Genomic DNA, 26,797 nt, shown 5'->3' with positions numbered 1-26,797 from the left:
ACCGGCCTTGTGCGCCAAGCGTTCCCGGCCGCGTCAGGGGCGCGGCGCGGGCGTGCCGGGAGCCGGGCTGACAGCCGTCGGCTGACCGGGGCCGCTGATCCCGGGGCCGGAGACCGGACCGCCGGGCCCGCCCGGACCGCCGGGGGGCATCGGCACGATCAAACCGGGTCCGCCGGGGTTGGGTCCCCATGGCCCATTGTCGGGTCCGGGACCACCGGGGCCGCCGTACCACGCGCCGGGACCGCCGGGGTTGGGTCCCCACGGCCCGTTGCCCGGCCCGGGCCCCCACGGCCCGTTGCCCGGTCCGGGGCCGCCCGGGTGGAACATGCCGTGGTGATGGTGGCAGTGGTAGTTGTGCTTCCAGATGAAGGCGCCGACGAAGAACGCCGACGAGATGATGAACACGATGCCCGCGACGATCACCACCCAGGCCGCCGCCGTGTAGAGCCGCGGCGGCTTCACCCGCTGCGGGGGTGGCGGCGGAGGCGGAGTGGTCGCGGCGGCAGGGGTCGGCTCGGCTTGGGGTTCGGGTGTCTCACTCATGCCATGCCATATTGCCCCGCCCGCGATGTCCGTAACAGGCCCCGGCGGCAAATTGCCGTGAATCGAGACGCGGCGGTTACCGCGCATGACAGGTGGCCCGGCGCTCGAGGAGAGCGCCGGGCCACTCGCGGGTTGGGGGTTCTAGTTGGTCAGGACGATGACGCTCGGGACCTCGTGCGAGGCCGCCGAGTGGAATACCGACGCCGGGAGCTGTCCCGGGGCCATGCCACTGGGCCGCACGGACGACGGGGCCGCCGGCGTCGTGGTAGCGCCCGGCCCGCTCGGGCCACCCGGGGCGACGCCGCCAGGTCCACCGGGGCCACCGGGGCCGCGGTGATGCAGCATCGCGTGGTGGTGGTGCTTGTGGTGGTGGCCGTGATGGCCGCCGCGGTGGCCAAGGATGAAGCCGGTGAAGAAGATGACCGCAACGATGAACACGATCCCGGCGACGATGGCGACCCACGCGGCGAGTTGGAAGACCCGCGGGGCCCGGTAGGCCGCGGCAGCTGCGGCCGGTGCAGTGGCGGTGGAGGTCCGCACGGTGGGGGTTTCAGATGTTTCGCTCATGAGACAAATGATGAAGCCGTTAACAGTAGTGGCGGCTATGCGCTACTTATGTAGCAGCTGTGAACTAAAGCCGCCGCTCAGCGCCCGAAAGCAGCTACTCGGGCTTGAACGGATTGACCGCGAACTGGATGACCCGGTACGGCGCGGCCACCCGCGCGCGAGTGTCCCACTGGCTCACGAAGATTCGCAGCTCGTCGAGCGTCGAGCCGGGCGAGATGTAGCCGCCATACGGCTGCGCAAGCCGGTTGTCGTAGGGCGGCGGCAGGCTTTCCGCGGGTTCCGGCCACTCGTCGTGCTGCACCACGGTGGTGACCGGCGCGTCGCCCAGTGCCGTCGGGTGGTCGGCCACCCGGACCTCCATGTTGCCCGTGACGGCATTGAAGTAGGACAACACGGCCTTGCCGTCGATCTGCCGGATGCACATCTCGCCCACCGCGTCCGGCCACAGCGGTGTCGGCGGCTTGCCCCAGCCCCCTTGCGGCCCGGCCGCCCAGCCCTGCCACCGGGACCGGTCGGTGAACGTTTGCGGTGTGGCGCGATACAGGACCACCGGGTCCCGACGGGTGAAGCTGTCGGCCACGATGTACACCCACCCGGTGGGCGAATCCGGGGTCGGGATCGGGTCGTAATACCCGCTGATCTGCGTCTGCGAGCCGCCCTGATACGAGGCGGGCCGCTTGGAACCCGGGATCGTCTGCCATCCCGCGCGCGCCGGTTCGGCGGTCACCAGCCGGGAGCTCTGCGGCTCCAGGTTCTTCGTCGTCGTCACCATCACGTAGTTGCGCCGGTTGATCTGCACCACTCCGGCGGGCAGTTGCGAGGCGTCCGGCGGGGTGGGATCGGCCAGCAGGGGGTGGGCGATCCCGGTGACGCCGGTGTAGCGCACCCCGCCCGGGTCGTCGACCGACGCCGTGTCGACGTGCAGCGCGACGGGCGCGTACCAGCCGCCGAACCCGACGCCCTGGCCGGCGAAGCTGTCGCCGCAGACCTGCAGCAGCTCGGTGGGAAATTCGACGAACTCACACAGGTCGGTCGCGCCGATGCCGTAATCCCCCGTGGGAGTGCCGGTTCCGGCGGTGGGGCCGATCCGCAACACCTCACCGGGCGCCAGCGGCTGCAGGATCGGCTCGGGGGCGGGGGCCGGCGGATCGGCATGAGCATCCCAAAACCATTGCGGCGCAAATAAAGTCAGTGCAAGCGAGCACCGCACGACCAGGCGAGTGTGGGCTGAGCTCAACAAGCTCACCCGCTGATCACAGCTGGGCGGCCAGCAGCTCGGCGATCTGGATGGTGTTCAGCGCCGCCCCCTTGCGCAGGTTGTCTCCCGAGACGAACAGGGCCAGGCCGCGGCCGTCGGGCACCCCCGGGTCCTGCCGGATCCGGCCGACCAGGGTCTCGTCGACGCCGGCGGCCGCCAACGGGGTTGGCACCTCGACCACCTTGACGCCGGGCGCCCCGTCGAGCAGCTCGCGGGCACGCTGCGGCGACAGCGGCCGCGCGAACTCGGCGTTGATCGACAGCGAGTGCCCGGTGAACACCGGCACCCGCACGCAGGTGCCGCTGACCGCCAGGTCGGGGATGCCGAGGATCTTGCGGCTCTCGTGGCGCAGCTTCTGGTCCTCGTCGGTCTCGCCGGAGCCGTCGTCCACCAGCGATCCGGCCAGCGGCACCACGTTGAAGGCGATGGGTGCCACGTAGGTCTTGGGCGCCGGGAACTGCACCGCGCTGCCGTCGTGCACCAGCTGCTCGGCGCCGTCGACGACCGCGCGCGCCTGCGTGGACAGCTCCTCCACGCCGGCGATCCCGCTGCCGGATACCGCCTGATAGCTGGACACCACCAGGCGTTGCAGACCGGCCTCCTCGTGCAGCACCTTGAGCACCGGCATCGCGGCCATGGTGGTGCAGTTCGGGTTGGCAATGATGCCCTTGGGGCGCCGGTGCGCGTCCCGTTCGAAGTTCACCTCGGAGACCACCAGCGGCACGTCCGGGTCCTTGCGCCAGGCCGACGAGTTGTCGATCACCGTCACCCCGGCCGCGGCGAACCGCGGCGCCTGCACCAGCGACATCGTCTTGCCGGCGGAGAACAACGCGATGTCCAGGCCGCTCGGGTCCGCCGTCGCGGCGTCCTCGACCTCGATCTCCTGGCCGCGGAATTCCAGCTTGCGGCCCTGCGAGCGCGCCGACGCGAAGAACCGCACCGACGTCGCCGGGAAGTCCCGCTCGTCGAGCAACCTGCGCATCACCTGGCCGACCTGGCCGGTGGCGCCAACCACGCCAATGGCAACCATTTCTATCTACCCGTCCCCGCATACACCGTCGCCGACTCCTCGCCGCCGAGCCCGAACGCCTCGTGCAACGCCACGACGGCCTTGTCCAGTTCCGTGTCGCGGCACAGCACCGAGATCCGGATCTCGGAGGTGGAGATCAGCTCGATGTTGACGCCCACCTCGGCCAGGGACTCACAGAAAGTGGCGGTGACCCCGGGGTGGCTGCGCATGCCCGCCCCGATCAGCGACACCTTGCCGATGTGGTCGTCGTAGAGCAGTTGGCTGAACCCGATCTCGTCCTTGAGCGCGTCGAGCTTGGCCACCGCGGTGGGCCCGCTGTCACGGGAGCAGGTGAAGGTGATGTCGGTCTTGCCGTCCTCGATCTTGGAGACGTTCTGCAACACCATGTCGATGTTCACGTCGGCGTCGGCGAGCGCCCGGAAGACGCGGGCGGCGTATCCGGGGATGTCGGGAATGCCGACGACGGTCACCTTGGCCTCGCTGCGGTCGTGCGCGACTCCGGTCAGGATGGGGTCTTCCATGGCTATGTCCTTGATCGATCCGACGACGACGGTGCCTGGGTTTTCCGAATACGAGGATCGGACATGCACCGGAATGTTGTAGCGGCGCGCGTATTCCACGCAGCGCAGCATCAAAACCTTGGCGCCGCAAGCCGCCATCTCGAGCATTTCTTCGAAGGTGACCGTGTCCAGCTTGCGGGCGTTGTGCACGATCCTCGGGTCGGCGCTGAAGATGCCGTCGACGTCGGTGTAGATCTCGCAGACGTCGGCGCGCAGCGCCGCGGCCAGGGCCACCGCGGTGGTGTCCGAGCCGCCGCGGCCCAGCGTGGTGACGTCCCGGGTGTCCTGGCTGACGCCCTGGAACCCGGCCACCAGCACGATGCGCCCCTCGTCGAGCGCGGCCTGCAACCGTCCGGGAGTGACCTCGATGATCTTGGCGTTGCCGTGCGTGCCGGTGGTGATCACGCCGGCCTGCGAACCGGTGAACGAGCGGGCCTGCGCACCCAGCGATTCGATGGCCATCGCGACCAGGGCGTTGGAGATGCGTTCACCGGCGGTCAGCAGCATGTCGAGTTCGCGCGGCGGCGGGGCCGGACACACCTGTTGGGCCAGATCCATCAGGTCGTCGGTGGTGTCGCCCATGGCGGAGACGACGACGACGACGTCGTTGCCCTGCTTCTTGGTAGCGACGATGCGCTCGGCCACGCGCCGGATCCGATCGGCGTTGGCCACCGAGGATCCGCCGTACTTCTGCACGACGAGCGCCACTGCTTCCCCTTCTGCTACGACTGATGCGTCGCGCAACAGAATACTTGCAGCGCCGCTGCGACTTTTCCCGCAGCGCTGCGCGCGGAACCACAGCGGCCCGGATCTGACGCAGATTTTCACCACGGCGCCAAGCGCGGTAAAGTTGCCGACGTGCAGCGGGTGCTCCTCCTCGGACGCCGCGACGGGGTCTGATCCAGACCGGCTTCCCGTCGCGGGTGTTCGCGATGCGCCGGTCTGAGGTTCCTTCTGACATCCCCGGAGCAATTACCGTGACTTCCAATTCCGACGCATTCAGCTCGACACGCAGCATCGTCAAACCGGCGGGCCCACCACGACCCGGGCAGCCCACGTGGAACCCCCAGCGGGGTTCGTCGATGCCGGTCAACCGGTACCGGCCCTTTGCCGACGAGGTCGAGCCGATCCGGCTGGCCGATCGCAGTTGGCCCGATCGGGTCATCACCAGCGCACCGCTGTGGTGTGCGGTGGATCTGCGCGACGGCAACCAGGCGCTGATCGACCCGATGAGCCCCACCCGCAAGCGCCGCATGTTCGATCTGCTGGTCCGCATGGGCTACAAGGAGATCGAGGTCGGGTTCCCGTCGGCCAGCCAAACCGATTACGACTTCGTCCGCGAGATCATCACCGACGGCGCCATCCCCGACGACGTCACCATCCAGGTGCTGACCCAGTGCCGGCCCGAACTGATCGAGCGCACGTTCGAGGCGTGCCAGGGCGCGCCGCAGGCCATCGTGCACTTCTACAACTCGACGTCAATCCTGCAGCGCCGCGTCGTATTTCGCGCCGACCGGGCCGCGGTGCAGGACATCGCGACCGAAGGCGCCCGCAAGTGCGTCGAACAGGCCGCCAAGTACCCGGACACGCGGTGGCGGTTCGAGTATTCGCCGGAGTCCTACACCGGAACCGAGCTGGAGTACGCCAAGCAGGTGTGCGACGCCGTCGGCGAAATCATCGGGCCCACACCGGAAAACCCGATCATCTTCAACCTGCCCGCCACCGTGGAGATGGCCACCCCGAACGTCTACGCCGATTCGATCGAGTGGATGAGCCGCAACCTGGCCAACCGGGAATCGGTCATCCTGAGCCTGCATCCGCACAACGACCGCGGAACCGCCGTTGCCGCAGCGGAATTGGGCTACCAGGCGGGCGCCGACCGCATCGAGGGCTGCCTGTTCGGCAACGGCGAACGCACCGGCAACGTCTGCCTGGTGACGCTGGGGCTGAACCTGTTCTCGCGCGGCGTGGACCCGCAGATCGACTTTTCCAACATCGACGAGATCCGCCGAACCGTGGAGTACTGCAACCAGCTGCCGGTCCACGAGCGTCACCCCTACGGCGGTGACCTGGTCTACACCGCGTTCTCCGGCAGCCACCAGGACGCCATCAACAAGGGCCTGGATCAGATGAAGGTCGACGCCGATGAGGCCGATACCGACGTCGAGGAGATGCTCTGGCAGGTGCCGTATCTGCCGATCGACCCCAAGGACGTCGGGCGCACGTACGAGGCCGTGATCCGGGTCAACTCGCAGTCCGGCAAGGGGGGGGTCGCCTACATCATGAAGGCCGATCACGGCCTGGCCCTGCCGCGACGGCTGCAGATCGAGTTCTCCCAGGTGGTGCAGAAGATCACCGACGGCGAGGGCGGCGAGGTCTCGCCGAAGGAGATGTGGGACGCGTTCTCCGAGGAGTATCTGGCCCCGGTGTGGCCGCTGGAGCGGGTGAAGCAGCGCGTCGACGCTTCGGAGGAAGACAGCGGCGTCACCAGCATCACCGCGACAGTCAAGATCAACGGGGTGGAGACCGAGATCAGTGGGACCGGCAACGGCCCGCTGGCCGCGTTCGTCCACGCGCTGGGCGATGTCGGCTTCGACGTGGCCGTGCTGGATTACTCCGAGCACGCGATGAGTTCCGGTGACGACGCGCAGGCGGCGGCTTATGTGGAGGCTTCGGTGTCGATCGCGAGCGCGGCGGAGCCGGGCGAAGCGGGTCGGCACCCCTCAGGCCCGGTGTCGATCGCGAGCGCGGCGGAGCCGGGCGAAGCGGGTCGGCACCCCTCGGGCCCGGTCGGTGGGCAGACGGTGTGGGGTGTCGGCATTGCGCCGTCCATCACCACGGCGTCGCTGCGTGCGGTCGTGTCGGCGGTCAACCGCGCCGCCCGCGCCTGATCAGACTCGCGCCTGATCAGAAGAGCGCGAGCTGCGGGTCCGCGTTGGTGGTGTCGGTGAATTCGTCCATGCTGGTGCCGCCGATGACGGCTCCGACGCAGTCCATGAACTTCGCGTCGGAGATCACCGGCACCCCCAATTTGTGGGCCAGATAGCCTTTGCCCTGCTCGGGCGCGGGATCGTTGCAGACCACCAGCGAGGTCTCCCGGTCGACGGTGTCGCTGTAGGCCAGCCCGGCGTGCAGGATCCGCTCGACGAGTTCCTCGTGGGTGCGGCCGACCTCGGCGGCCAGCGCCACCCGCATGCCCTGGACGAGGGGTCGGCCGCCCACGTAGGGGCCCGGGTTGAGATACGGGCAGGGCATCCGGGAGGCCAGCACCTTCAACGGCCTTAGCTCGTCGTGGGTGACCCGGCCGTTCGGCCAGCGCCGCCGGGTCACCGGATGCACCGGCAGCCAGATGTCGCCGTCGCGGGCAAGCTTGAGCGCCGAGGCCAGCACGCCGGTCAACACCATTGCGTCGTCGAAGGCGTCGTGGGGGCGCTCCTGGGTCACGCTCCAATGCGCCGCGAGTGTTTCCAGCCGCAGGTTGTCGAGGCCGAGGTCCAGCCGCCGGGCGAGTTCGACCGTGCACATCACCGAGTCGACGGGAAGTTCGATGTCGGCGAGTTCGGCCTCGGCGGCCAGGAAGGCGTAGTCGAACGCCACGTTGTGGGCCACCAGCGTGCGGCCGCGCAGCACGTCGATCACGTCCCCGGCGACGTCGGTGAACTGCGGCTGGTCTTCGAGCATCGCGGCGGTCAGGCCGTGCACGTGGGTGGGGCCCGGATCGACTCCGGGGTTGAGCAGGCTGACCACCGACTGCTCGACCTCGCCGTCCGCGTCCAGGCCGAGCACCGCGAGGCTGATGATCCGCGCCTGACCTGGCCGGAAACCCGAGGTTTCGACGTCGATCACGGCCCAGCCCGCGTCCGGCTCGCTGGCCGGCCGACCCCAGCACACCGCGCTCATGCACTGAGGATGGCACGGCCAACCGACATCGCCGGGTCGTTGCGCGCCGTGTCGGCGCTTGAATCGATGCGGGAAACCGGCTCCCCTTAAACTTCCCGGGTGGTCACCACCCGCGCCCGTCTGGCCCTCGCCGCAGGAGCGAGCGCGCGCTGGGCGTCGCGGGCGACCGGACGCGGGGCCGGGGCGATGATCGGCGGCCTGATCGCGATGACGCTGGACCGCTCGGTCCTCCGGCAGCTCGCCTCCGGACGCCGCACGGTCATCGTCACCGGCACCAACGGCAAATCGACCACCACCCGGATGACGGCGGCCGCGCTGGAAACGCTGGGCCCGGTCGCCACCAACGCCGAGGGCGCCAACATGGACGCCGGCCTGGTGGCCGCGCTGGCCGCCCAACGTCGAGCATCGCTGGCCGCGCTGGAAGTCGACGAAATGCACGTCCCCCACGTTTCCGACGCCGTCGACCCCAGCGTCGTCGTGCTGCTCAACCTCTCACGCGACCAGCTGGACCGGGTCGGCGAGATCAACGTCATCGAACGAACCCTGCGCGCGGGCCTGGCCCGGCACCCGGACGCGGTCGTGGTGGCGAACTGCGACGACGTGCTGATGACGTCGGCGGCCTACGACAGCCCCAACGTGGTGTGGGTGGCCGCCGGGGGTTCGTGGTCGAACGATTCGGTCAGCTGCCCGCGCAGCGGCGAGGTCATCGTCCGCGAGCACGGCCACTGGTACTCCACCGGCGCCGACTTCAAACGACCCAGCCCGCAGTGGTGGGTCGACCCGGAAGATGGGGGCGCGCTCCACGGCCCCGACGGCTTGTGCCTGCCGATGCGACTGACGCTGCCGGGCGCGGTGAATCGGGGCAATGCCGCTCAGGCCGTGGCCGCCGCGGTCGCGCTGGGCGCGGATCCGGCGGCGGCGGTCGCGGCCGTCTCGGCCGTCGACGAGGTCGCGGGGCGCTACCGGACCGTCCGGGTCGGCGAGCACGACGTGCGGATGCTGCTGGCCAAGAATCCGGCGGGCTGGCAGGAAGCGCTGTCGATGGTGGACAAGCACGCCGCCGGGGTGGTCATCTCCGTCAACGGCCAGGTGCCCGACGGGGAGGACCTGTCGTGGTTGTGGGACGTGCGTTTCGAGCATTTCGACGAGACGTCCGTGGTGGCCGCCGGCGAGCGCGGCACCGATCTCGCGGTGCGCCTCGGCTACGCGGGCGTCGAGCACACGCTAGTGCACGACACCGTCGCCGCGATCGCGTCGTGCCCGCCCGGGCGGGTGGAGGTCGTCGCCAACTACACCGCGTTTTTGCAGCTGCAACGAGCCTTGGCGCGCCATGGCTGACTCGGTAGTCCGGATCGGGCTCGTCCTGCCCGACGTGATGGGCACCTACGGCGACGGCGGCAACGCGTTGGTGTTGCGCCAGCGGCTGCTGCTGCGCGGCATCGCCGCCGAGATCGTCGAGATCACGCTGGCCGACCCGGTGCCCGAGTCGCTGGACCTCTACACGCTGGGCGGCGCCGAGGACTACGCGCAGCGGCTGGCCACCCGCCACCTGATCAAGCACCCGGGCCTGCAGCGCGCCGCGGAACGCGGCGCGCCCGTGCTGGCGATCTGCGCGGCCGTCCAGGTGCTGGGCCAGTGGTACGAAACGTCGGCCGGCGAACGCGTCGACGGTGTGGGCATGCTGGACGCGACGACGTCACCGCAGGAGGCGCGCACCATCGGCGAGCTGGCCACCAGGCCGCTGCTGGCGGGCCTGACCGAGCGCCTCACCGGCTTCGAAAACCACCGCGGCGGCACCGTGCTGGGCCCGTCGGCGTCGCCGCTGGGCGCGGTGGTCAAGGGCGCCGGCAACCGGTCTGGAGACGGATTCGACGGCGTGGTGCAGGGCAGCGTGATCGCGACCTACATGCACGGGCCGTGCCTGGCCCGCAATCCGGAGCTGGCCGACCTGCTGCTGAGCACGGTCGTCGGCGAGCTGCCCCCGCTGTCGATGCCGGAAGTGGACTTGTTGCGCCGCGAGCGGTTAGCGGCGCGCTAGGACGAAACGAGATGACGAAGATCAGCCCCAGACTTGCCGCCGGTGCCGCACTGGTCGCCGCGTTCATCGCGTCGTCGACGCCGTCGCACGCCAACCCGGAAGTGCTCAACGGCCGGTACAACGTGCTCTACGCGGACAACGACAAACCGACCGCCTGGCTTTTCGTCCCGTGCGGATCGGACTGCGTCCTGGCGACCTCCCAAGATGGCGGGACGTTCGTCATCAGCTGGGAATTCCACCTCGCCAACGGACGATGGACGCACAGCGGCACGGCCCCGGCGCCGTGCCCGAACGGCGCATCCGCTCCGGTGACCGTCAACTACAGCTTCGATGCCGTGTCGCTTGCCGGCGAAGGCCAGCAGACGACGACGGACGCGTGCGGCGGAGAGGCGGGCAGGACCTTTACCAGGTCGTTCCAATTGAGCAAGGCCTGACGAACGTCAGACCATGGCCCGGCGGCCGGCCAGCGCGCGGCCGAGCGTCAACTCGTCGGCGAACTCCAGGTCGCCACCCATCGGCAGCCCGGAGGCGATCCGCGTCACGGTCAGGCCGGGGATGTCGCGCAGCATCCGAACCAGGTAGGTGGCGGTCGCCTCGCCTTCGGTGTTCGGGTCGGTGGCGATGATCACCTCGGTGATGTCGACGTCGTCGACCCGCTCCCCGATCCGGCTCAGCAGCTCGCGGATCCGCAGTTGCTCGGGCCCCACCCCGGACAGCGGATCGAGCGCGCCGCCCAGCACGTGATAGCGGCCGCGGAATTCGCGGGTGCGCTCGACGGCCTGCACGTCCTTCGGCTCCTCGACGACGCATACCTGCGAGCCGTCCCGCCGGGGATCGGCGCAGATCCGGCACCGCTCGTTGTCGGAGACGTTGCCGCACACCGCACAGAACCGCACGCCATCGCGCACCTTCGCCAGCACCGCGGTCAGCCGGTCGATGTCCGGCGGCTCAACCGACAACAGGTGAAAGGCGATGCGCTGGGCGCTCTTGGGCCCGATGCCCGGCAGCTTGCCCAGCTCGTCGATCAAATCCTGGACGGGTCCTTCGAACATGTCGGGGCGGGATCTAAAGCCCCGGCGCCGGTGCGGGCGGCTGCCCCGGCGGCTGTCCGAACCCGCCGGCCAGCGACCCGAGCCGCTCCTGCGCCATCCGGGTGACCTGCTTGGACGCGTCGGCCATGGCGCCGACGATCAAGTCCTGCAGGGTCTCGACGTCCGAAGGGTCGACGACGGAGGGATTGATTTTCACGGCGACCACCTCGCCGCTGCCCTTGACGACGACCTCGACCAAACCCCCACCGGCTTGACCATGCACCTCAGCGTTCGCCAGGTGTTGCTGGGCTTCCATGAGCTTTTGCTGCATCTGCTGCGCCTGGGCCAGCAGCGCCGACATATCGCCTCCGGGTTGCATGACAGTCCCCTCGCATCTTGGTCTCGACTTGATTTCGCTCGTGAGTCTCCGGCGATTCGGAACACCCAGCGTAAACCGCGCGCCGTTACCTTTGCGCCGTGGACCTACGACTGAGCAGACGTGTCGGGATCAAACTGGCGGTTGGTGCGCTCGTTGCTGCGTCGACGGCGATCGCCCCGGCCGCGTGGGGGGTTCCCTCCAACATCGCCGGCATGGTGGTTTTCATCGATCCGGGCCACAACGGCTCCAACGATGCGTCCATCAACCGGCAGGTGCCCACCGGCCGCGGCGGCACCAAGGACTGCCAGGCCAGCGGGACGGCGACCAACGCCGGCTATCAGGAGCACACCTTCACCTGGGACACCGCGCTGCGGGTCCGCGCCGAATTGACCGCGCTGGGCGTCCGGACCGCCCTGGCCCGCGCCAACGACACCGGCCTGGGGCCTTGCGTCGACGAGCGCGCCAGCATGGCCAACGCGCTCCACCCCAACGCGATCCTGTCCATCCACGCCGACGGTGGCCCGCCGTCGGGGCGCGGGTTCCACGTCAACTATTCGGCGCCGCCGCTCAACCAGGCGCAGGCCGGGCCGTCGGTGCAGTACGCCCGCATCATGCGCGACCAGATGCAGGCCTCGGGGATCCCGCCGGCCAACTACATCGGGCAGAACGGCCTGTACGGGCGCTCGGACCTGGCCGGCCTGAACCTCGCGCAGTACCCGTCGGTTCTGGTCGAGTGCGGCAACATGAAGAATCCCGCGGACTCGGCGCTGATGCAGTCCGCGGAGGGCCGGCAGAAATACGCCGACGCCATGGTCCGCGGCGTCGCGGGCTTCCTGGCCTCGCAGGGCCAGGCGCGCTAACCTTCGAGTTCCTTTTTCAGGTTGGCCAGCACCTCGCCCTGAATCCTCTTCAGCCCCAAGGGCGCAAAGGTCTTTTCGAAGAAGCCCTTGACTCCGCCCGCGCCGGTCCACGTGGTCTTCACGGTGACGCTGGAGCCGGGCCCGGCGGGCGCCACCGTCCAGGTGATCACCATGGTCGAGTTCGCGTCCTTCTCGATGACGGTGTGCCCGGCCACGTCCACGTTGACCTGCACGTCGCGGACGCGTGATTTGGTGGCCTGCAGCCTCCACTTGGCGACGGTGCCCGCGCCCTGCCCGCCCTGCAGCACCTGGTAGTCGCTGTACTGCGGCGAGAGAATCTTCGGACGCACCGTCTGGTAATCCGCGACGGCGGCAAGGGTTGCCGCAGGCTCGGCGTTGATCAAGATGGTGCTGTCGGCGCTCACCTGTGCCAAGGCGACCCCTCCTCGTGATGAATTCCCCGGTGCCGCCGCTCGCGACGGATGCACGGGCTGTTGTCGAAGACTAGGGTATATGTGGTGCCTGTCCTTGGATCTGCACTCTCGGCCTACAAGTCGGGCGTTGAGCGGCTGCTGGCAAGCTATCGATCCATCCCCGCGACGTCCGTGGTCCGGCTGGCCAAGCCGACGTCAAACCTGTTCCGCGCCCGCACCAAACGGGATGCGCCCGGTTTGGACACGTCCGGGCTGACCGGCGTCCTGGGCGTGGATCCCGAAACCCGCACCGCGGACGTCGCCGGCATGTGCACTTACGCGGACCTGGTGGCCGCGACCCTGCCGTACGGCCTTTCGCCGCTGGTCGTCCCGCAGCTGAAGACCATCACCCTCGGCGGGGCGGTCACCGGCCTGGGGATCGAGTCGGCGTCGTTCCGCAACGGGCTGCCGCATGAATCGGTGCTGGAGATGGACATCCTCACGGGCGCTGGCGATTTGCTCACCGCGTCCCGCTCCCAGCACCCGGATCTTTTCCGAGCCTTCCCGAATTCCTATGGGACACTTGGGTATTCGACCCGGCTGCGCATCGAGCTGGAACCCGTCGCACCGTTTGTGGCGCTGCGCCACATCCGCTTCCGCTCGCTGCCCGCTCTGATCGCGGCTATGGAACGCATCATCGACACCGGCGGGCAGGGCGGAACCCCGGTCGACTATCTCGACGGGGTGGTCTTCAGCGCCGACGAAAGCTACCTGTGCGTGGGCCGGCGGACCACCACCCCCGGCCCGGTCAGCGACTACACGGGCAAGGACATCTACTACCAGTCCATCCGGCACGACGCGGCGGGTCCCGAAGCCGCGGCAGAGGCGACCAAGGATGACCGGCTGACCATCCACGACTACTTCTGGCGCTGGGACACCGATTGGTTCTGGTGCTCGCGCGCGTTCGGTGTGCAGGACCCGCGGTTGCGACGCTGGTGGCCGCGCCGCTATCGGCGCAGCAGCGTCTACTCCAAGCTGATCGCCATGGACCGCCGCTTCGGGGTGTCCGACCGCATCGAAGCGCGAAACGGTCGACCCCCACGCGAACGGGTGGTCCAGGACGTCGAGGTCCCGGTCGAACGGACCTGCGACTTCCTGCAGTGGTTCCTGGACAACGTGCCCATCACGCCGATCTGGTTGTGCCCGTTGCGCCTTCGCGACCGCCACGGCTGGCCGCTGTACCCGATGCGACCCGATCACACATACGTCAACGTCGGCTTCTGGTCGTCGGTGCCGGGGGGCGCGACCGAAGGCGCCACCAACCGGATGATCGAAGCCAAGGTGGGCGAATTCGACGGGCACAAGTCCCTGTACTCCGATTCCTTCTACTCCCGCGAGGACTTCGACGAGCTGTACGGCGGCGAGGCCTACAACACCGTCAAGAAAACCTACGACCCCGATTCTCGTTTACTCGACCTCTACGCAAAGGCGGTACAACGGCGATGACGACTACCAAGGAAACCCACCGCACGCGGAACGGGAAACTCAGCATGGCCGAGATCTTGGAGGTCTTCGCCGCGACCGGCCGACATCGGCTGAAGTTCACCGCCTACGACGGCAGCACCGCCGGGAGCGAGGACGCCGAACTGGGCCTGGACCTTCGCAGCCCCCGCGGCGCCACCTACCTGGCCACCGCACCCGGCGAACTCGGCCTCGCCCGCGCGTACGTGTCGGGCGACCTGCAGGCGTACGGCGTCCATCCCGGCGACCCGTACCAACTGCTCAAGACGCTGACCGACCGGGTGGAATTCAAGCGCCCGCCGGCGCGGGTGCTGGCCAACGTGGTGCGGTCGCTGGGGTTCGAGCGGTTGTTGCCTGTCGCGCCGCCCCCGCAGGAGGCGCTGCCCCGGTGGCGCCGCATCGCCGACGGGCTGATGCACACCAAGACCCGCGACGCCGAGGCCATCCACCACCACTACGACGTGTCCAACACCTTCTATGAATTGGTGTTGGGGCCGTCGATGACCTACACGTGCGCGGTGTACCCCGATGCCGACGCGACGCTGGAAGAGGCGCAGGAGAACAAGTACCGGCTGATCTTCGAGAAGCTGCGGCTGAAGCCGGGCGACCGACTGCTCGACGTCGGCTGCGGCTGGGGCGGCATGGTGCGCTACGCGGCGCGCCGCGGTGTCCGGGCCACCGGCGCCACCCTGTCGGCCGAGCAGGCGAAGTGGGCACAGAAGGCGATCGCCGAGGAAGGCCTCGCGGGCCTGGCCGAGGTGCGCCACACCGATTACCGCGACGTGGGCGAGGCGGCGTTCGACGCCGTGTCCTCGATCGGGCTGACCGAGCACATCGGCGTCAAGAACTATCCCGCCTACTTCGGGTTCTTGAAGTCGAAGCTGCGCACCGGCGGCCTGCTGCTCAACCACTGCATCACGCGCCACGACAACACGTCGACGTCGTTCGCCGGCGGGTTCACCGATCGCTACGTCTTCCCGGACGGGGAGCTGACCGGCTCGGGCCGCATCACCTGCGACGTCCAGGACTGCGGCTTCGAGGTGCTGCACGCGGAGAACTTCCGCCACCACTACGCGATGACGCTGCGCGACTGGTGCCGGAATTTGGTCGACAACTGGGACGCCGCGGTCAGCGAGGTCGGCCTGCCGACCGCGAAGGTGTGGGGCCTGTACATGGCGGCGTCACGGGTTGCCTTCGAGCAGAACAACCTTCAGCTGCATCACGTGCTGGCGGCCAAGACCGCCGCGCGGGGCGACGACGACCTGCCGCTGCGGCCGTGGTGGACGGCCTGACGCGCTAGCCTCTAGCCGTTGTCGATGCGGCGGGCACCCAGCTCGCTCTGGAGCAGTTCGAGCGCGACCTCTTCCGGATCGCGGCGCGGGCCCGGCGGCTCGTCGCGGACGGCCTCGGCGAGCATGTGTTCTTCTTCGGCCCGCCGAGCGGAATCCGGTTCGGGGGCAGGCTCTTCCGGCGCGGGGGTCAGCGTCCCGGCCGCGGCCGGCGCCGGCGTGCCGGCCTCGCACCGCACCCGCCAGTTGACCCCCAGCGCGTCTTTGAGCGCTTCGGCGATGACGTCGGCGTTGCGCTGTTCGCACAGCCGCTTGGCCAGCGGCGCCGATTCGTGGCTGAGCACCAACGTGTTGTCCTCGATCGCCCGGACGGTGGCGCCGGCCAGCATCACCTCGGTGGTGCGGCTGCGCTGACGCACCTTGTCGCGCACCGTCGACCACATGCTTCGCACCGCAGCGGCGTTGAGTTCGCCAGGCGCAGAAGGGGTTTCGGGGACGGGCGCGGGGGCGGGTTCGGGAGCCGGCGCGGGTGGCGGCGCCGGCGCGGGTGCCGGTTCGGGGTCGGGCTTCGGCTCGGGCTTGGCGGCAGACGCGGACGGCCGGGTGTAGCGGACCGGGCGATCGGGCTCGGCCGGTGTGGCCGCGCCGCGGGGAGTGCCCGCCGTGGTTTCGGCGCCGGGAATGGACATGTCCAGCCGGGTCTCGATCCGCTCGACGCGTTGCAGCAGCGCGGCCTCGGTGTCGCTGGCCGAGGGCAACAGCAGTCGCGCGCACACGACCTCGAGCAGCAGGCGCGGCGCCGTCGCGCCCCGCATCTCCCCCAGCCCCGCCTGCACCACCTCGGCGTAGCGGGTCAGGGTCGCCGTCCCGAGCCGGGTCGACTGGTCGCGCATCCGCTCCAGCACGTCCTCCGGCCCGTCCACCACGCCGCGGGCCGCCGCGTCCGGGACGGCCTGCAGCAGGATCAGGTCGCGGAACCGCTCCAGCAGATCGGTGGCGAAACGCCGGGGGTCGTGGCCCGCGTCGATCACCGACTCCACCGCCCCGAACAGCGCCGCGGCATCCCCGGCGGCCAGCGCGTCCACGGCGTCGTCGATCAGCGCCATGTCGGTGGCCCCCAACAGGCCCAGGGCCCGCTGGTAGGTCACATGCGCGCCCTCGGCGCCGGCCACCAGTTGGTCCAGCACCGACAGGGTGTCGCGGGGCGAGCCGCCGCCGGCGCGGATCACCAGCGGATAGACCGCGTCGTCGACGACGACGCCCTCTTGCTCGCAGATCCGCGCGATCAACGCCCGCATGGTCTTCGGCGGCAACAGCCGGAACGGATAGTGATGGGTGCGCGACCGAATCGTCGGCAGCACCTTCTCGGGCTCGGTGGTGGCGAAGATGAAGATCAGGTGCTCGGGCGGCTCCTCCACGATCTTGAGCAGCGCGTTGAACCCCGCGGTGGTCACCATGTGCGCCTCGTCGACGATGAACACCCGGTAGCGCGACTGCGCCGGCGCGTAGAAGGCCCGGTCGCGCAGCTCGCGGGTGTCGTCCACGCCGCCGTGGCTGGCGGCGTCGAGTTCGACGACGTCGATGCTGCCGGGCGCGTTGGGTGCCAGCGCCTGGCACGAGTCGCAGACCCCGCAGGGGGTGGCCGTCGGCCCCTGGGCGCAGTTCAGCGACCGGGCCAGGATGCGCGCCGAGGAGGTCTTTCCGCAGCCGCGCGGACCCGAGAACAGGTACGCGTGGTTGATCCGGCCCGCTTCCAGCGCGATCGACAGCGGCTCGGTGACGTGCTCCTGCCCCACCACTTCGGCGAAGGTTGCCGGACGGTACTTGCGGTAGAGGGCCACGGTCAGCAGGCTACCGGCGTCGTCCGACGACGACGCGGGCGCGGCAGGGTCGTCTGTTCACACCCGATCGCGGGCCAGCAGCGACTCCGACGCCGCCAGCAGCGCGCAGGTGGCCAGGCCGTCGACCGCGTCGCGCAGATCCGGCAGCGACGGGAAGGTGGGGGCGATCCGGATGTTCGTGTCGTCGGGATCTTTGCGGTACGGGAACGACGCCCCCGCCTCGGTCACCGCGATCCCGGCGTCCTTGGCCAGCGCGACGGTCCGCTTGGCCGTGCCGGACAACACGTCGAGGCTGATGAAGTAGCCCCCCTTGGGGTCGGTCCACGAGGCGATCTTGGAATCGCTGAGCCGCCGATCGAGGATCTCGGCCGCCAGCGCGAACTTCGGCGCCAGGATCTGCTGATGCCGCAGCATGTGCAGGCGCACCCCGTCGGCGTCGCGGAAGAAGCGCAGGTGCCGCAGCTGGTTGATCTTGTCCGGCCCGATCGACTTCTTCCCCGCGTATTGCAGGTACCAGGCGATGTTGCCCAGCGATCCGCCAAGGAAGCTCACGCCGGCGCCGGCGAAGGTGATCTTGGAGGTCGACGCGAACACGTACGGCCGATGGGGGTTGCCGGCCGCGGCGGCCAGGCCGAGGACGTCGACCTGCCGGACGAAGTCGTGCGTCAGGGTGTGCACCGCGTACGCGTTGTCCCAGAACAGCCGGAAGTCGGGCGCGGCGGTCCGCATCTGGACCAGCCGCAGCACCGTGTCCCAGGAGTAGGTGACCCCGGTGGGGTTGCCGAACACCGGCACGGTCCACATGCCCTTGATGGCGGGGTCCGCGGCGACCAGTTCCTCGATCAGGTCGACGTCGGGCCCGTCGGACAGCATCGGGACGGGGATCATCTCGATGCCCATCGTCTCGGTGATGGCGAAGTGCCGGTCATAGCCGGGGACGGGGCACAAGAATTTGACGCCGGCTTCGTCCTTCCAGGGCCGCTGCGAGTCCACGCCGCCGTAGAGCATCGAGAAGGCGACGAGGTCGTGCATCAGTTCCAGGCTGGAGTTGTTTCCCGCGATCAGGTTCTGCACCGGGATGCCGAGCAGCTCACCGAAGATGGCCCGCAGCTCCGGCAGGCCGTGCAGGCCGCCGTAGTTGCGGGTGTCGGTGCCCTCGCTGTCGCGGTAGTCATCGCCGGGAAGGCTCAGCAGCTGGTTGGACAGGTCGAGCTGGGCGGGAGCCGGCTTGCCGCGGGTCAGGTCCAGGGCCAGCTTTTTGGCCTGCAAATCCGCGTAATCCTGCTGATGGCGAGCGTGTGCAGCGGCAAGCTCGGCAGGGCCGAGGGACTCCAGCGACACCATGGACCCTTTCGCTATCAAGGCGTGGGAGGTGCGATCGCCGGGCGCAGCGGGTCGGCACCCGTTTAACCTAGGGGACCCCGCGCACCCGACAGAGCCCATTGACCCTTGCTGCCTTCCGGCCCTGGGGGAGTTCACAGGATAGACGCCGCGCGGGGTCCACCGAGAGTCTAATACCTTCCCCGGAGCAACCGGCGGTGGCCGTCTGGCCCTCGGTTACCATTGCCACGGAGGATTCGCCTAGTGGCCTATGGCGCTCGCCTGGAACGCGGGTTGGGTTAACAGCCCTCGCGGGTTCAAATCCCGCATCCTCCGCCATCGGTCCGCCCCGCGGACACGCACGTAAGCGGTTTGGTATCGCGCTGGTCGCCCTCAGGCCGGCTCGGGCCGGCCCAGCATGAGGAGGCTTATGGGGCGCAAGGTTGCCATCCCGTGGCACGCGTCATTCACGATCGCCGCCGGCTTCCTCTACTTCTTTTTCGTGTTGCCCCGCTGGCCCGAGTTGATGGGTGACACCGCGCATTCGTTGGGGACGGCGCTGCGCATCGTGGCGGGTGCGCTCGTCGCGCTCGCGGCGCTGCCGGTGGTGTTCACCCTGCTGCGCACCCGCAAGCCGGAACTGGGCACCCCGCAGATGGCGCTGTCCCTCCGGGTCGCCTCGATCGTGGCCCACGTGCTGGCCGGTGTGCTGATCATCGGGACGGCGATCAGCGAGATCTGGCTGAGCCTGGACGTCGCCGGACGATGGTTGTTCGGGATCTACGGGGCGGCCGCCGCGATCGCGTTGCTCGGTTTCTTTGCCTTCGATCTCTCCTTTGTCGCCGAGCTGCCACCGCCGCCACCCAAACCGATCAAGGCGAAGAAGCCCAAGAAGCGGCGCCGCAAGAAGGGCGAGGAGGCGGACGCGGACGCTGACACCGACAGCGCCGACGAAGACGACGAAGCCGAGGCGAGCGAGACGGACGACGCAGTAGCCGACGCCGCCGCTGACGACGTCGACGCCGACGCTGACGACGTCGACGAACCCGAAGTGACCGAGCAGCCCGCCACCACGGAAGTCGGTGAAGCCACCGACGCTCCAGTGGCGGCCGCCGAACCCGCCGAGACCGAGGCAGCGCCGACGGCCGAGGCCGCCGAAGCGACCGAGGAGAGCGAAGAACCGCGGGCCAAGTTGCAGAACCGGCGCCCGACGGGCAAGGGATCGCATCGGATGCGGCGCCGGCGCACTCGGGGCGGCACCGCGGTCGACGAAACCGTCGACGAGGGCTAGCGGGCCCGGCGGCCCCGCAACCGGCACGCGGCCGCCGAAAAGGCATGAGCCCCGGGATCTTCCACACGACGCCTTCCTGGCGGAAGTATTGGCGTCGAAATCTTCCTATTAGGCCACTAAGAACCCCGGCGGTTCCCTATGCTGAGCGAGTGCCAAACACCTATCGAGTGGTTCAGTGGAACACCGGCAACGTCGGCAAGAGCTCGCTCAAATCGATCGTCACCAACCCCATCCTCGAATTGGTGGGATGCTTCGCCTGGTCGCAGGACAAGGTCGGGCGCGACGCCGGCGAGCTCGTCGGCATAGCGCCGGTGGGCGTTGCGGCCACCAATGACGTCGACGAGCTGCTGGCCCTCAAGCCGGACTGCGTGGTCTACAACCCGATGTGGTTCGACGTCGACGACGTGGTCCGCATCCTGTCCGCGGGCGTCAACGTGGTGACCACGGCGTCGTTCATCACCGGCGGGAACCTCGGCGATGGCCGCGACCGCATCGTGGAGGCCTGCCAGAAGGGCGGCGCCACGCTCTTCGGGTCCGGCGTCAGCCCGGGTTTCGCCGAGCTGTTGGCCATCGTGTCGGCGATGGTGTGCAACCGGATCGACAAGGTCACGGTCAACGAGGCCGCGGACACCACGTTCTACGACTCGCCCGAGACCGAGAAGCCGGTGGGATTCGGCCAGCCGATCGACCATCCGGACCTGCCGGCGATGGCGGCGAAGGGGACGGCCATCTTCGGCGAGGCCGTGCGGCTGGTGGGCGACGCCCTCGGCGTCGAGCTCGACGAGGTGCGCTGCGTCGCCGAGTTCGCCCAGACCACCGAGGACCTCGTCATGGCGTCCTGGACCATCCCCGCGGGGCACGTCGCGGGCACCTACATCAGCTGGCAGGGAATCGTCAACGGCGAGACCCTGATCGACTTGAACGTGCGGTGGCGCAAGGGGCAGACGCTCGACCCGGACTGGAAGATCGAGCAGGACGGCTGGGTCATCCAGATCGACGGACAGCCCACGGTGACCACCAAGGTGGGTTTCCTGCCGCCGCCGTACTTCGAGGCCACCACGCTCGAAGAATTCATGGACCTCGGTCACATCATGACCGCGATGCCGGCCATCAACGCGATCCCCGCCGTTGTCGCCGCCGCACCCGGCATCGCCACCTACGCCGACCTCCCGCTGACGCTGCCCCGCGGCAATGCACACATCGGGTCATAGGACCGCGCTGCGCCGCCCGGGTTTGGCGTAGCGGGCGCCCAGCGTCGGCACCGCGAGCGGGCCCCGATCGCGGACCGCCTCGATGGCGTTGCGCAGCGGACGGGCCAGGCCCGCAAAGGATCCCATGTCGAACAGCAGCGGCGTCAGCAGCCGGTTGTGCACGAAACCGAAGGAGCTGCCGGTCTCGGGGTCGGCCCAGCCGAGCGTTCCGCCCAGCCCGACGTGGCCGAAGCCGCGGAGCAGTCCGGGAACCGGCGACTCGTGGTAGCCGAGGTGAAAAGGCATGGGCACCACCATGTTTGCGTCGGGCCACTTCCGTCGCGCCTGCCCGGCGAGTCCCCGCGCCAGCTCGGCGGAGAGGAACTTCTTGCCGTCGATGCGGCCGTCGTTGGCCAGCGCGGCGAACATCTTGGCCAGGCCACGCCCGGTCACCACGCCGTTGGCGGCGGGGACCTCGCCGTCCAGGAACGGGGTATCCCCCTTGATCAGCGAGATGACACCGGGAAAGTACATCGCGCCCAGCGCCCCGGAGAACGGCAGGCCGGCCAGTCTCGGCGCGATGAAGTTGAACACCGGGGCGCGCAGCCGCCCCTGCGGTATCAGGATTTCGGCCGCCGTGGTGGGTGAGCCTTCCGGGGGGCGGCCCAGGTGCAGCCCGTCGGTGTTGAGCGGACGGGCGACCTCCTGGCGGATCAGCTCGCGCATGCCCTTGCCGGTCACCGCCCGGGCCAGGCCGGACAACAGCCATCCGTAGGTGAGCGCGTGGTAGGCCTGCACACCGCGCAGGTGATCGACGGGCGCGGCCGCCAGCCGCTCCTCCATCAGGAGGTGGTCCATCAGCTCCGCTTTGGTGACGCCCCGCAGGTGCGACAACCCGGATCGGTGCCGCAACACGTCGCGGACCGTGATCTCGGCCTTCCCATTGGCGCCGAACTCGGGCCAGTATTGCGCGACCGGCGCGTCATAGGACAGCAGGCCACGGTCGGCGAGCCGGTGAATCACCGTCGACGCGATGCCCTTGGTCGCCGAGAACACCATCGCGCCGGTGTCGGCGGTCCAGCGCTGGGCGCCGGCCCGATCCGACCATCCGGTCCACACGTCGACGACGGACACGCCGTCGACGTAGACGCTCAGGGCTCCCCCGCCGAACCGGCGACCGGGGAACAGCTGGGAGAACAGCCTGATGACATTGGCGAAGCGCGGGTCGGCAGCGCCGGACACACCGCGTGGCAAACCATCGCCGGCGGTCAGCAGGGTCGACGGCGTCACGTCGCCGCGACACCTCGAGCGCTCATCCGAATGAAGCTATCAGTCGGGATGCGGCGGGGGCTCGGGATTCATATCGGGGGGTTGATCGGGCGGCGCTTCCCTCAGATAGCGCCTCAGCCGCAGCAACTGGTTGACCACGATCCCGATGCCCAACAGCATTAGGCCCGCCACTACTGCCACCACGATCGCGGTGCTCACGGAGTCCATGATGACAGGGCCCGGTGTTTCGATATCTCCTGCCGCCGGGTAGCCAGCACGCCATGAGCGCCGAAGACAAGTTGAAGAATAAGATCGAGGACCTCGGCGGCCGCGCCAAGGAAGCACTGGGCAAAGCCACCGGCGATCCCGAAACCCGGGACGAAGGGCGGGCCGATCAAGCGAAGTCCGCGTTGAAAGACGCCGGCGAAAAGGTGAAGGACGCGTTTAAAAAGTAATGACAATCCGGAATGTGTTGACCGTCCGGTCGATGCGCCGCCTGCCGCTGCCCATGTTGGCAGCGGCAGCCGTATTAGGTTCGCCGGTCGCGAGCGCGCCGCCGGCGTCGGCGGAACCGTGTCCCGACGTCGAGGTGGTGTTTGCCCGAGGATCCGGCGAGCCGCCCGGCATCGGCGGCATCGGCCGGCCGTTCGTGGACGCGCTGCGCTCGCAGATCGGCGCCAAGTCGCTGACGGTGTATGCGGTCAACTACCCCGCCAGCACCGACTTCGACAATCCCGCTTTCCCGGGGACCGTCATCGACGGAATCCGCGACGCCAGTGCGCACATCGAGTCCATGGCGGCGAATTGCCCCAACACCCGTGAGGTGCTGGGCGGTTACTCGCAGGGCGCCGCGGTGGCCGGCTACACCACCTCGGCCTCCGTGCCGCCGGGCGTTCCCGCTGACAAGGTGCCCCCGCCGATGCCGCCGGCCATCGCGCAACACGTCGCCGCCGTCACGCTGTTCGGCACGCCGACGGGACAGTTCCTGCAGAAGTACAACGCGCCGCCGCTGACCATCGGGCCGCTGTATCAGCCCAAGACGATCCAACTGTGCGCGCCGGGCGATCCGGTCTGCGCCAGCGGCGGCGACGGGGGGCTGGCCGCCCACACCTCCTATCCGGGCAACGGCATGACCAGCCAAGCCGCCGACTTCGCCGCCAGCCACCTGTAGGCCGGCATGCGGGTTCTCATCACGGGGGGCACGGGCTTTGTCGGCGGGTGGACCGCCAAGGCCGCCTTCGATGCGGGGCACTCGGTGAGGTTTCTGGTCCGCAACCCGGCGAAGTTGCAGACCACCGTCGCGAAGCTGGGTGTGGACACCTCGGACTTCGCCGTCGCCGACATCACCGACCGCGTCGCGGTGCGGGAGGCTTTGCAGGGATGCGACGCCGTCGTGCACAGCGCCGCCCTGGTCGCCACCGACCCGCGCCAGACGCCGGAGATGCTCGCCACCAACATGCAGGGCGCCCAGAACGTGCTCGGCCAGTCCGTCGAGCTCGGATTGGATCCCATCGTCCACGTGTCGAGCTTCACCGCCCTGTTCCATCCGGACCTGGAGACGCTGACGGCGGACCTGCCGGTGGTGGGCGGGGCCGACGGCTACGGAACATCCAAGGCGCAGGTCGACATCTATGCCCGCGGCCTGCAGGATGCGGGCGCGCCGGTCAACATCACGTATCCGGGCATGGTGCTCGGGCCGCCGGTCGGCGACCAGTTCGGTGAGGCGGGCGAAGGCGTGCGAGCGGCCGTGCAGATGCATGCGATCCCGGGGCGCAGCGCGGCATGGCTGATCGTCGACGTTCGCGACTTGGCGGCCCTGCACGCGGCGTTGCTCGAGCCCGGCCACGGGCCGCGGCGCTACACCGCCGGCGGCCACCGGGTGCCCGCGGCCGACCTCGCGAACCTGCTCGGCCAGGTCGCGGGGACGCCGATGGTGGCCGTCCCGATCCCCGACACCGCGCTCCGCGTCGCGGGGGCGGTGCTGGATCGGGCCAACCGTTTCCTGCCCTTCGAGACGCCGTTCACCTGGGCGGGAATGCAGTACTACACCCAGATGCCGTCCTCCGACGATTCCCCCAGCGAACGGGAACTGGGCATCACCTATCGCGATCCCCAGCAGACGGTGGCGGACACGTTCGCGGCGATGCGCGCGGAAAGCGGCTAGCCGCAACACCGCTCAGGCGGGTCTGATCTCCAGGCCGACGTGCACCTTGTCGATCCCGCCGCGGATGATCGTGTGCGCGTAGAACCACCACGCGTGATACCAGTACCGCTTGAGGACGGCGTTGTAGACCCGCCGCGTCTCGGACTTCGGCAGCACCCGGGCGACGGCTTGGACCTCGTCGCTCTTGGGCTTGCCCAGCGCCGCGCTCTTGGCGATCGTCACCCGGGGTGTGTTGTTGATCCGCTTGGTTTTCCACGACCCGTCATCGGTGATCACCAACAGCGTGCCGTCGCCGTCGGGCGCTCCCCAGATGGGCGTCGGCTTCGGCTGGCCGTCTTTGGTGAACGTGGTCAACAGCAGGTACTTGGATTGGATGACATCGGCGAAGCTGGGGGCCATGACAACCCAATTGCCCCGTCACCCCAGTTCCTAATCATGGCGGGCGCGACGCTGGGCTAAGCTTTTGGGCGATTGCCCAAGAGCGGGCTTTCACCATCCTTTGCGGGAAAGACATCCATATGACCGCCTCCCGACGGCCGAAGGCGCGCGACTCCAACACTCGCGACATGCTGATCGACGCGACGATCCAGATCATGGTCGAGGACGGATACGCCGCGGCCACCTCGCGGCGGGTGGCGAACGAAGCCGGCGTCAAACCCGCGTTGGTCCACTATTACTTCCCCACCATGGACGAGCTGTATCTCGACGTCTTCCGGCGCGGGGCCGCCGCTTATCTGGAGCGCCAAAAGCAGGCGCTGGCCTCCGACCGCCCGCTGCACGCCTTCTGGGGCACGCTCATCGAGCCGAAGGACACCCGGCTGCTGCTGGAGTTCATGGGGCTGGCCAATCATCGCAAGGAGATCGGCGCCGAGATCGCGGCGTGGTCGGAGCGGTGGCGCGAAACGCAAACGACCGCACTGAATTTCATCGTTCGCGAACACGGGTTGGACCGAAGTGAATTTCCGCCCGCCGGGATCGCGGTCATCATCGCGGCGATCGGGCGCATGCTCATCCTGGAGCAGGCGCTCGGCACCACGGCGGGCCATGACGAAGCCGTTGCGTTGGTGACCCGGCTCATCGACCGCTTCGAATTGCCGACGTAGCGCCCCTTAAGGCAGCACGACCCGCAAACGCTCCCAGCCGCGCACCGTGGACGTCGACGCCAATTGCGCCGTGTCGTAATCGATGTCCCATTCGGGCCAACGGTTGAGAATCTCGTCGAGCGCGACGCGGCCCTCGAGGCGGGCCAGGTTGGCGCCCAGGCAGTAGTGCACGCCCTTGCCGAACGTGATGTGCGAGATGTTGTCGCGACGGATGTTGTAGGTGTCCGGATCGGTGTAGCGGCGGGGGTCGCGATTGGCGGCGCCGAACAGCAGCAGCATGGCGCTGCCGGCGGGAACCGTCGTGCCGTAGCACTCGAAATCCTGTGCCATCCAACGGGCGACGTGGGGCCCGGTCGGTTCGAATCGCAGGGTCTCGTCGACGGTGCGGGTCAGCAGTGACCGGTCCTGGTATACCTCGCGGCGCTGATCGGGGTGTTCGGCCAGCACCTTGGCCAGCCAGCCGATCAGCCGGCCGGTGGTCTCGTTGCCCGCCCCGGCGACCACCTGGGTGTAGTGCAGCACCTCTTTACGGGTCAGCTTGCGGTGCACGCCTTGGTCGTCGTCGAACTCGACGTTGAGCAGCGTCGTCATCAGGTCGTCGGACGGATTCTTGGAACGCCATTCGACGTAGTCGGCGTAGATCCGGCCGTCGGCGATGGAGTCGGCGTTGGCGACCTTCAGGGGCGCGCCCGGCTTGGTGCGCAGGTTGGCGTCGTTGGCGTCACGCACCGAAACCTGCTCGGATTCCGGGATTCCCAACAGCATCCCGATCACCCGCATCGGCATCATCGATGCCAGCTCGGCGATGATGTCGAATCCGCCGGACCCGACGAGCGGGTCGAGGCACCGAACGCAGTATTGCCGGATCTGGTCCTCGAGGGCGGCCATCCGGCGCGGCGTGAAGACGCGAGACATCAGGCCGCGCAGCCTCGTGTGTTCGGGCGGGTCCTGGAACATCATCACGCCGCCGGGCATGTTGAACTTCGATTGGACCAGCTCGAGGATGTCGCTTCGCTTGTTGGAGAAGGTCTCCCAGTTGGCCAGTCCGCGCTCGACGTCGGAATGCCGTGACAACGCCCAGAAGTCGTACTTGTCGTTGTAATAGATCGGGGCTTCTTCGCGCAGCCGCGCATAGGTCGGATACGGGTCGGCGTTGATGCCCACGTCGTAGGGGTCGTAGTAGACGTCGGTGTCGTTGGTGACGGTCATCGATTCCTCACTTCGGGCAGC

At 68.9% G+C, this 26,797-nt stretch carries 28 protein-coding genes, 1 tRNA gene and 1 other RNA gene; 14 read left to right on the top strand and 16 right to left on the bottom strand.

Going from position 1 to position 26,797, the window contains the following annotated elements; all coding sequences use genetic code 11:
* Window positions 1–33 precede the first annotated feature (33 nt).
* The 5 genes from AC0KS4_RS26690 to AC0KS4_RS26670 form a co-directional block, all read right to left on the bottom strand.
* On the bottom strand, window positions 34–543 hold the full coding sequence (locus tag AC0KS4_RS26690; protein WP_238955607.1) for a hypothetical protein: 510 nt from the start codon (window positions 541–543) through the stop codon (window positions 34–36).
* 141 nt (window positions 544–684) lie between these two features.
* The gene (locus AC0KS4_RS26685) at window positions 685–1,083 is read right to left on the bottom strand and encodes a hypothetical protein (protein WP_308193075.1); all 399 of its coding nucleotides are present in this window, start codon (window positions 1,081–1,083) and stop codon (window positions 685–687) included.
* Window positions 1,084–1,204: 121 nt separating this feature from the next.
* Window positions 1,205–2,347: a DUF4185 domain-containing protein gene (locus AC0KS4_RS26680; protein ID WP_225326313.1), complete on the bottom strand. Its 1,143-nt coding sequence runs from the start codon at window positions 2,345–2,347 to the stop codon at window positions 1,205–1,207.
* 16 nt (window positions 2,348–2,363) lie between these two features.
* Window positions 2,364–3,398 carry an aspartate-semialdehyde dehydrogenase gene (locus tag AC0KS4_RS26675; protein ID WP_238955605.1) on the bottom strand — a complete coding sequence of 345 codons (1,035 nt, stop codon included), beginning with the start codon at window positions 3,396–3,398 and terminating at the stop codon, window positions 2,364–2,366.
* Between the two features lie 2 nt (window positions 3,399–3,400).
* The gene (locus AC0KS4_RS26670; protein WP_225326118.1) at window positions 3,401–4,666 is read right to left on the bottom strand and encodes an aspartate kinase; all 1,266 of its coding nucleotides are present in this window, start codon (window positions 4,664–4,666) and stop codon (window positions 3,401–3,403) included.
* A gap of 224 nt (window positions 4,667–4,890) precedes the next feature.
* Here AC0KS4_RS26670 and leuA point away from each other — a divergent pair, with 224 nt between their 5' ends.
* Window positions 4,891–6,849, top strand: coding sequence for a 2-isopropylmalate synthase (gene leuA, locus AC0KS4_RS26665; RefSeq protein ID WP_275254025.1), 1,959 nt, complete (start codon window positions 4,891–4,893; stop codon window positions 6,847–6,849).
* 16 nt (window positions 6,850–6,865) lie between these two features.
* Here leuA and AC0KS4_RS26660 read toward each other — a convergent pair whose 3' ends face one another.
* Window positions 6,866–7,858 (bottom strand): DEDDh family exonuclease, encoded by a 993-nt coding sequence (locus AC0KS4_RS26660; RefSeq protein ID WP_225326117.1) that lies wholly within the window; start codon window positions 7,856–7,858, stop codon window positions 6,866–6,868.
* Between the two features lie 99 nt (window positions 7,859–7,957).
* Between AC0KS4_RS26660 and AC0KS4_RS26655 the strand changes: the two genes are divergently transcribed.
* From AC0KS4_RS26655 to AC0KS4_RS26645, 3 genes are read left to right on the top strand one after another with little or no spacing between them, the layout of a single operon-like run.
* The gene (locus AC0KS4_RS26655) at window positions 7,958–9,196 is read left to right on the top strand and encodes a Mur ligase family protein (RefSeq protein ID WP_225326116.1); all 1,239 of its coding nucleotides are present in this window, start codon (window positions 7,958–7,960) and stop codon (window positions 9,194–9,196) included.
* Window positions 9,189–9,896 carry a type 1 glutamine amidotransferase gene (locus AC0KS4_RS26650; protein ID WP_238955604.1) on the top strand — a complete coding sequence of 236 codons (708 nt, stop codon included), beginning with the start codon at window positions 9,189–9,191 and terminating at the stop codon, window positions 9,894–9,896. Before AC0KS4_RS26655 ends, AC0KS4_RS26650 begins: the two co-directional genes overlap by 8 nt.
* A gap of 11 nt (window positions 9,897–9,907) precedes the next feature.
* A complete protein-coding gene (locus AC0KS4_RS26645; protein ID WP_225326114.1) occupies window positions 9,908–10,330 on the top strand; it encodes a hypothetical protein in 423 nt (140 codons plus the stop codon).
* A gap of 6 nt (window positions 10,331–10,336) precedes the next feature.
* Here the strand turns inward: AC0KS4_RS26645 and recR are convergent, their stop codons facing one another.
* Entirely contained in the window at window positions 10,337–10,948 is a 612-nt protein-coding gene (gene recR, locus AC0KS4_RS26640) for a recombination mediator RecR (protein WP_067173162.1), read from the bottom strand.
* Window positions 10,949–10,961: 13 nt separating this feature from the next.
* Complete coding sequence (locus AC0KS4_RS26635) at window positions 10,962–11,306, bottom strand: YbaB/EbfC family nucleoid-associated protein (protein ID WP_225326113.1); 345 nt, start codon at window positions 11,304–11,306, stop codon at window positions 10,962–10,964.
* A gap of 98 nt (window positions 11,307–11,404) precedes the next feature.
* On the opposite strand from AC0KS4_RS26635, the gene AC0KS4_RS26630 reads away from it, so the two are divergent.
* Window positions 11,405–12,166, top strand: a complete 762-nt coding sequence (locus AC0KS4_RS26630) for an Rv3717 family N-acetylmuramoyl-L-alanine amidase (RefSeq protein ID WP_225326112.1) — start codon at window positions 11,405–11,407, stop codon at window positions 12,164–12,166.
* Here the strand turns inward: AC0KS4_RS26630 and AC0KS4_RS26625 are convergent.
* Entirely contained in the window at window positions 12,163–12,600 is a 438-nt protein-coding gene (locus AC0KS4_RS26625; protein ID WP_225326111.1) for an SRPBCC family protein, read from the bottom strand. The genes AC0KS4_RS26630 and AC0KS4_RS26625 overlap by 4 nt on opposite strands.
* 81 nt (window positions 12,601–12,681) lie before the next feature.
* Between AC0KS4_RS26625 and AC0KS4_RS26620 the strand changes: the two genes are divergently transcribed.
* The gene (locus AC0KS4_RS26620) at window positions 12,682–14,085 is read left to right on the top strand and encodes an FAD-binding oxidoreductase (RefSeq protein ID WP_225326110.1); all 1,404 of its coding nucleotides are present in this window, start codon (window positions 12,682–12,684) and stop codon (window positions 14,083–14,085) included.
* Window positions 14,082–15,392, top strand: a complete 1,311-nt coding sequence (locus AC0KS4_RS26615; RefSeq protein WP_225326109.1) for a class I SAM-dependent methyltransferase — start codon at window positions 14,082–14,084, stop codon at window positions 15,390–15,392. The genes AC0KS4_RS26620 and AC0KS4_RS26615 overlap by 4 nt, the downstream gene beginning before the upstream one ends.
* A gap of 11 nt (window positions 15,393–15,403) precedes the next feature.
* Here the strand turns inward: AC0KS4_RS26615 and AC0KS4_RS26610 are convergent, their stop codons facing one another.
* The 3 genes from AC0KS4_RS26610 to ffs all read right to left on the bottom strand — a co-directional run bounded on the left by AC0KS4_RS26610 (window position 15,404) and on the right by ffs (window position 18,736).
* The gene (locus tag AC0KS4_RS26610; protein ID WP_225326108.1) at window positions 15,404–17,230 is read right to left on the bottom strand and encodes a DNA polymerase III subunits gamma/tau; all 1,827 of its coding nucleotides are present in this window, start codon (window positions 17,228–17,230) and stop codon (window positions 15,404–15,406) included.
* A 57-nt stretch (window positions 17,231–17,287) separates the two neighbouring features.
* Window positions 17,288–18,571, bottom strand: coding sequence for an aspartate aminotransferase type Ic (locus AC0KS4_RS26605; protein ID WP_225326311.1), 1,284 nt, complete (start codon window positions 18,569–18,571; stop codon window positions 17,288–17,290).
* Window positions 18,572–18,639: 68 nt separating this feature from the next.
* Window positions 18,640–18,736: signal recognition particle sRNA small type (gene ffs / locus AC0KS4_RS26600), an RNA gene on the bottom strand.
* A 64-nt stretch (window positions 18,737–18,800) separates the two neighbouring features.
* Here ffs and AC0KS4_RS26595 point away from each other — a divergent pair.
* From AC0KS4_RS26595 to AC0KS4_RS26585, 3 genes are all read left to right on the top strand, one after another.
* Window positions 18,801–18,889, top strand: a tRNA-Ser gene (locus AC0KS4_RS26595).
* A gap of 91 nt (window positions 18,890–18,980) precedes the next feature.
* Entirely contained in the window at window positions 18,981–19,841 is an 861-nt protein-coding gene (lucA, locus tag AC0KS4_RS26590; RefSeq protein WP_238955603.1) for a lipid uptake coordinator LucA, read from the top strand.
* Window positions 19,842–19,990: 149 nt separating this feature from the next.
* The gene (locus tag AC0KS4_RS26585) at window positions 19,991–21,052 is read left to right on the top strand and encodes an NAD(P)H-dependent amine dehydrogenase family protein (RefSeq protein ID WP_238955602.1); all 1,062 of its coding nucleotides are present in this window, start codon (window positions 19,991–19,993) and stop codon (window positions 21,050–21,052) included.
* Here AC0KS4_RS26585 and lipL read toward each other — a convergent pair.
* Together lipL and AC0KS4_RS26575 are read right to left on the bottom strand one after the other, a co-directional pair.
* Window positions 21,047–22,321 carry an esterase/beta-lactamase LipL gene (gene lipL / locus AC0KS4_RS26580; protein WP_238955601.1) on the bottom strand — a complete coding sequence of 425 codons (1,275 nt, stop codon included), beginning with the start codon at window positions 22,319–22,321 and terminating at the stop codon, window positions 21,047–21,049. The two genes, AC0KS4_RS26585 and lipL, sit on opposite strands and share 6 nt — an antisense overlap.
* Window positions 22,322–22,360: 39 nt before the next feature.
* Window positions 22,361–22,519, bottom strand: a complete 159-nt coding sequence (locus tag AC0KS4_RS26575) for a hypothetical protein (RefSeq protein ID WP_238957427.1) — start codon at window positions 22,517–22,519, stop codon at window positions 22,361–22,363.
* A 62-nt stretch (window positions 22,520–22,581) separates the two neighbouring features.
* On the opposite strand from AC0KS4_RS26575, the gene AC0KS4_RS26570 reads away from it, so the two are divergent.
* From AC0KS4_RS26570 to AC0KS4_RS26560, 3 genes are read left to right on the top strand one after another with little or no spacing between them, the layout of a single operon-like run.
* Entirely contained in the window at window positions 22,582–22,755 is a 174-nt protein-coding gene (locus tag AC0KS4_RS26570; RefSeq protein ID WP_225326104.1) for a CsbD family protein, read from the top strand.
* Window positions 22,755–23,471 carry a cutinase family protein gene (locus AC0KS4_RS26565; protein ID WP_425326344.1) on the top strand — a complete coding sequence of 239 codons (717 nt, stop codon included), beginning with the start codon at window positions 22,755–22,757 and terminating at the stop codon, window positions 23,469–23,471. Before AC0KS4_RS26570 ends, AC0KS4_RS26565 begins: the two co-directional genes overlap by 1 nt.
* A gap of 6 nt (window positions 23,472–23,477) precedes the next feature.
* Window positions 23,478–24,464, top strand: a complete 987-nt coding sequence (locus AC0KS4_RS26560; RefSeq protein ID WP_238955600.1) for an SDR family NAD(P)-dependent oxidoreductase — start codon at window positions 23,478–23,480, stop codon at window positions 24,462–24,464.
* 12 nt (window positions 24,465–24,476) lie between these two features.
* Here the strand turns inward: AC0KS4_RS26560 and AC0KS4_RS26555 are convergent, their stop codons facing one another.
* A complete protein-coding gene (locus tag AC0KS4_RS26555; protein ID WP_238955599.1) occupies window positions 24,477–24,863 on the bottom strand; it encodes a PPOX class F420-dependent oxidoreductase in 387 nt (128 codons plus the stop codon).
* 119 nt (window positions 24,864–24,982) lie between these two features.
* On the opposite strand from AC0KS4_RS26555, the gene AC0KS4_RS26550 reads away from it, so the two are divergent.
* Entirely contained in the window at window positions 24,983–25,567 is a 585-nt protein-coding gene (locus tag AC0KS4_RS26550; protein ID WP_238955598.1) for a TetR/AcrR family transcriptional regulator, read from the top strand.
* Window positions 25,568–25,573: 6 nt separating this feature from the next.
* Here the strand turns inward: AC0KS4_RS26550 and AC0KS4_RS26545 are convergent, their stop codons facing one another.
* Window positions 25,574–26,776: a cytochrome P450 gene (locus tag AC0KS4_RS26545; RefSeq protein WP_238955597.1), complete on the bottom strand. Its 1,203-nt coding sequence runs from the start codon at window positions 26,774–26,776 to the stop codon at window positions 25,574–25,576.
* Window positions 26,777–26,797 lie beyond the last annotated feature (21 nt).

This window comes from Mycobacterium sp. NTMscope_MAC_12, assembly GCF_976985675.1.
Note: the sequence above shows the minus strand (reverse complement) of the source record. Positions and strands in the feature narration are given on the sequence as shown.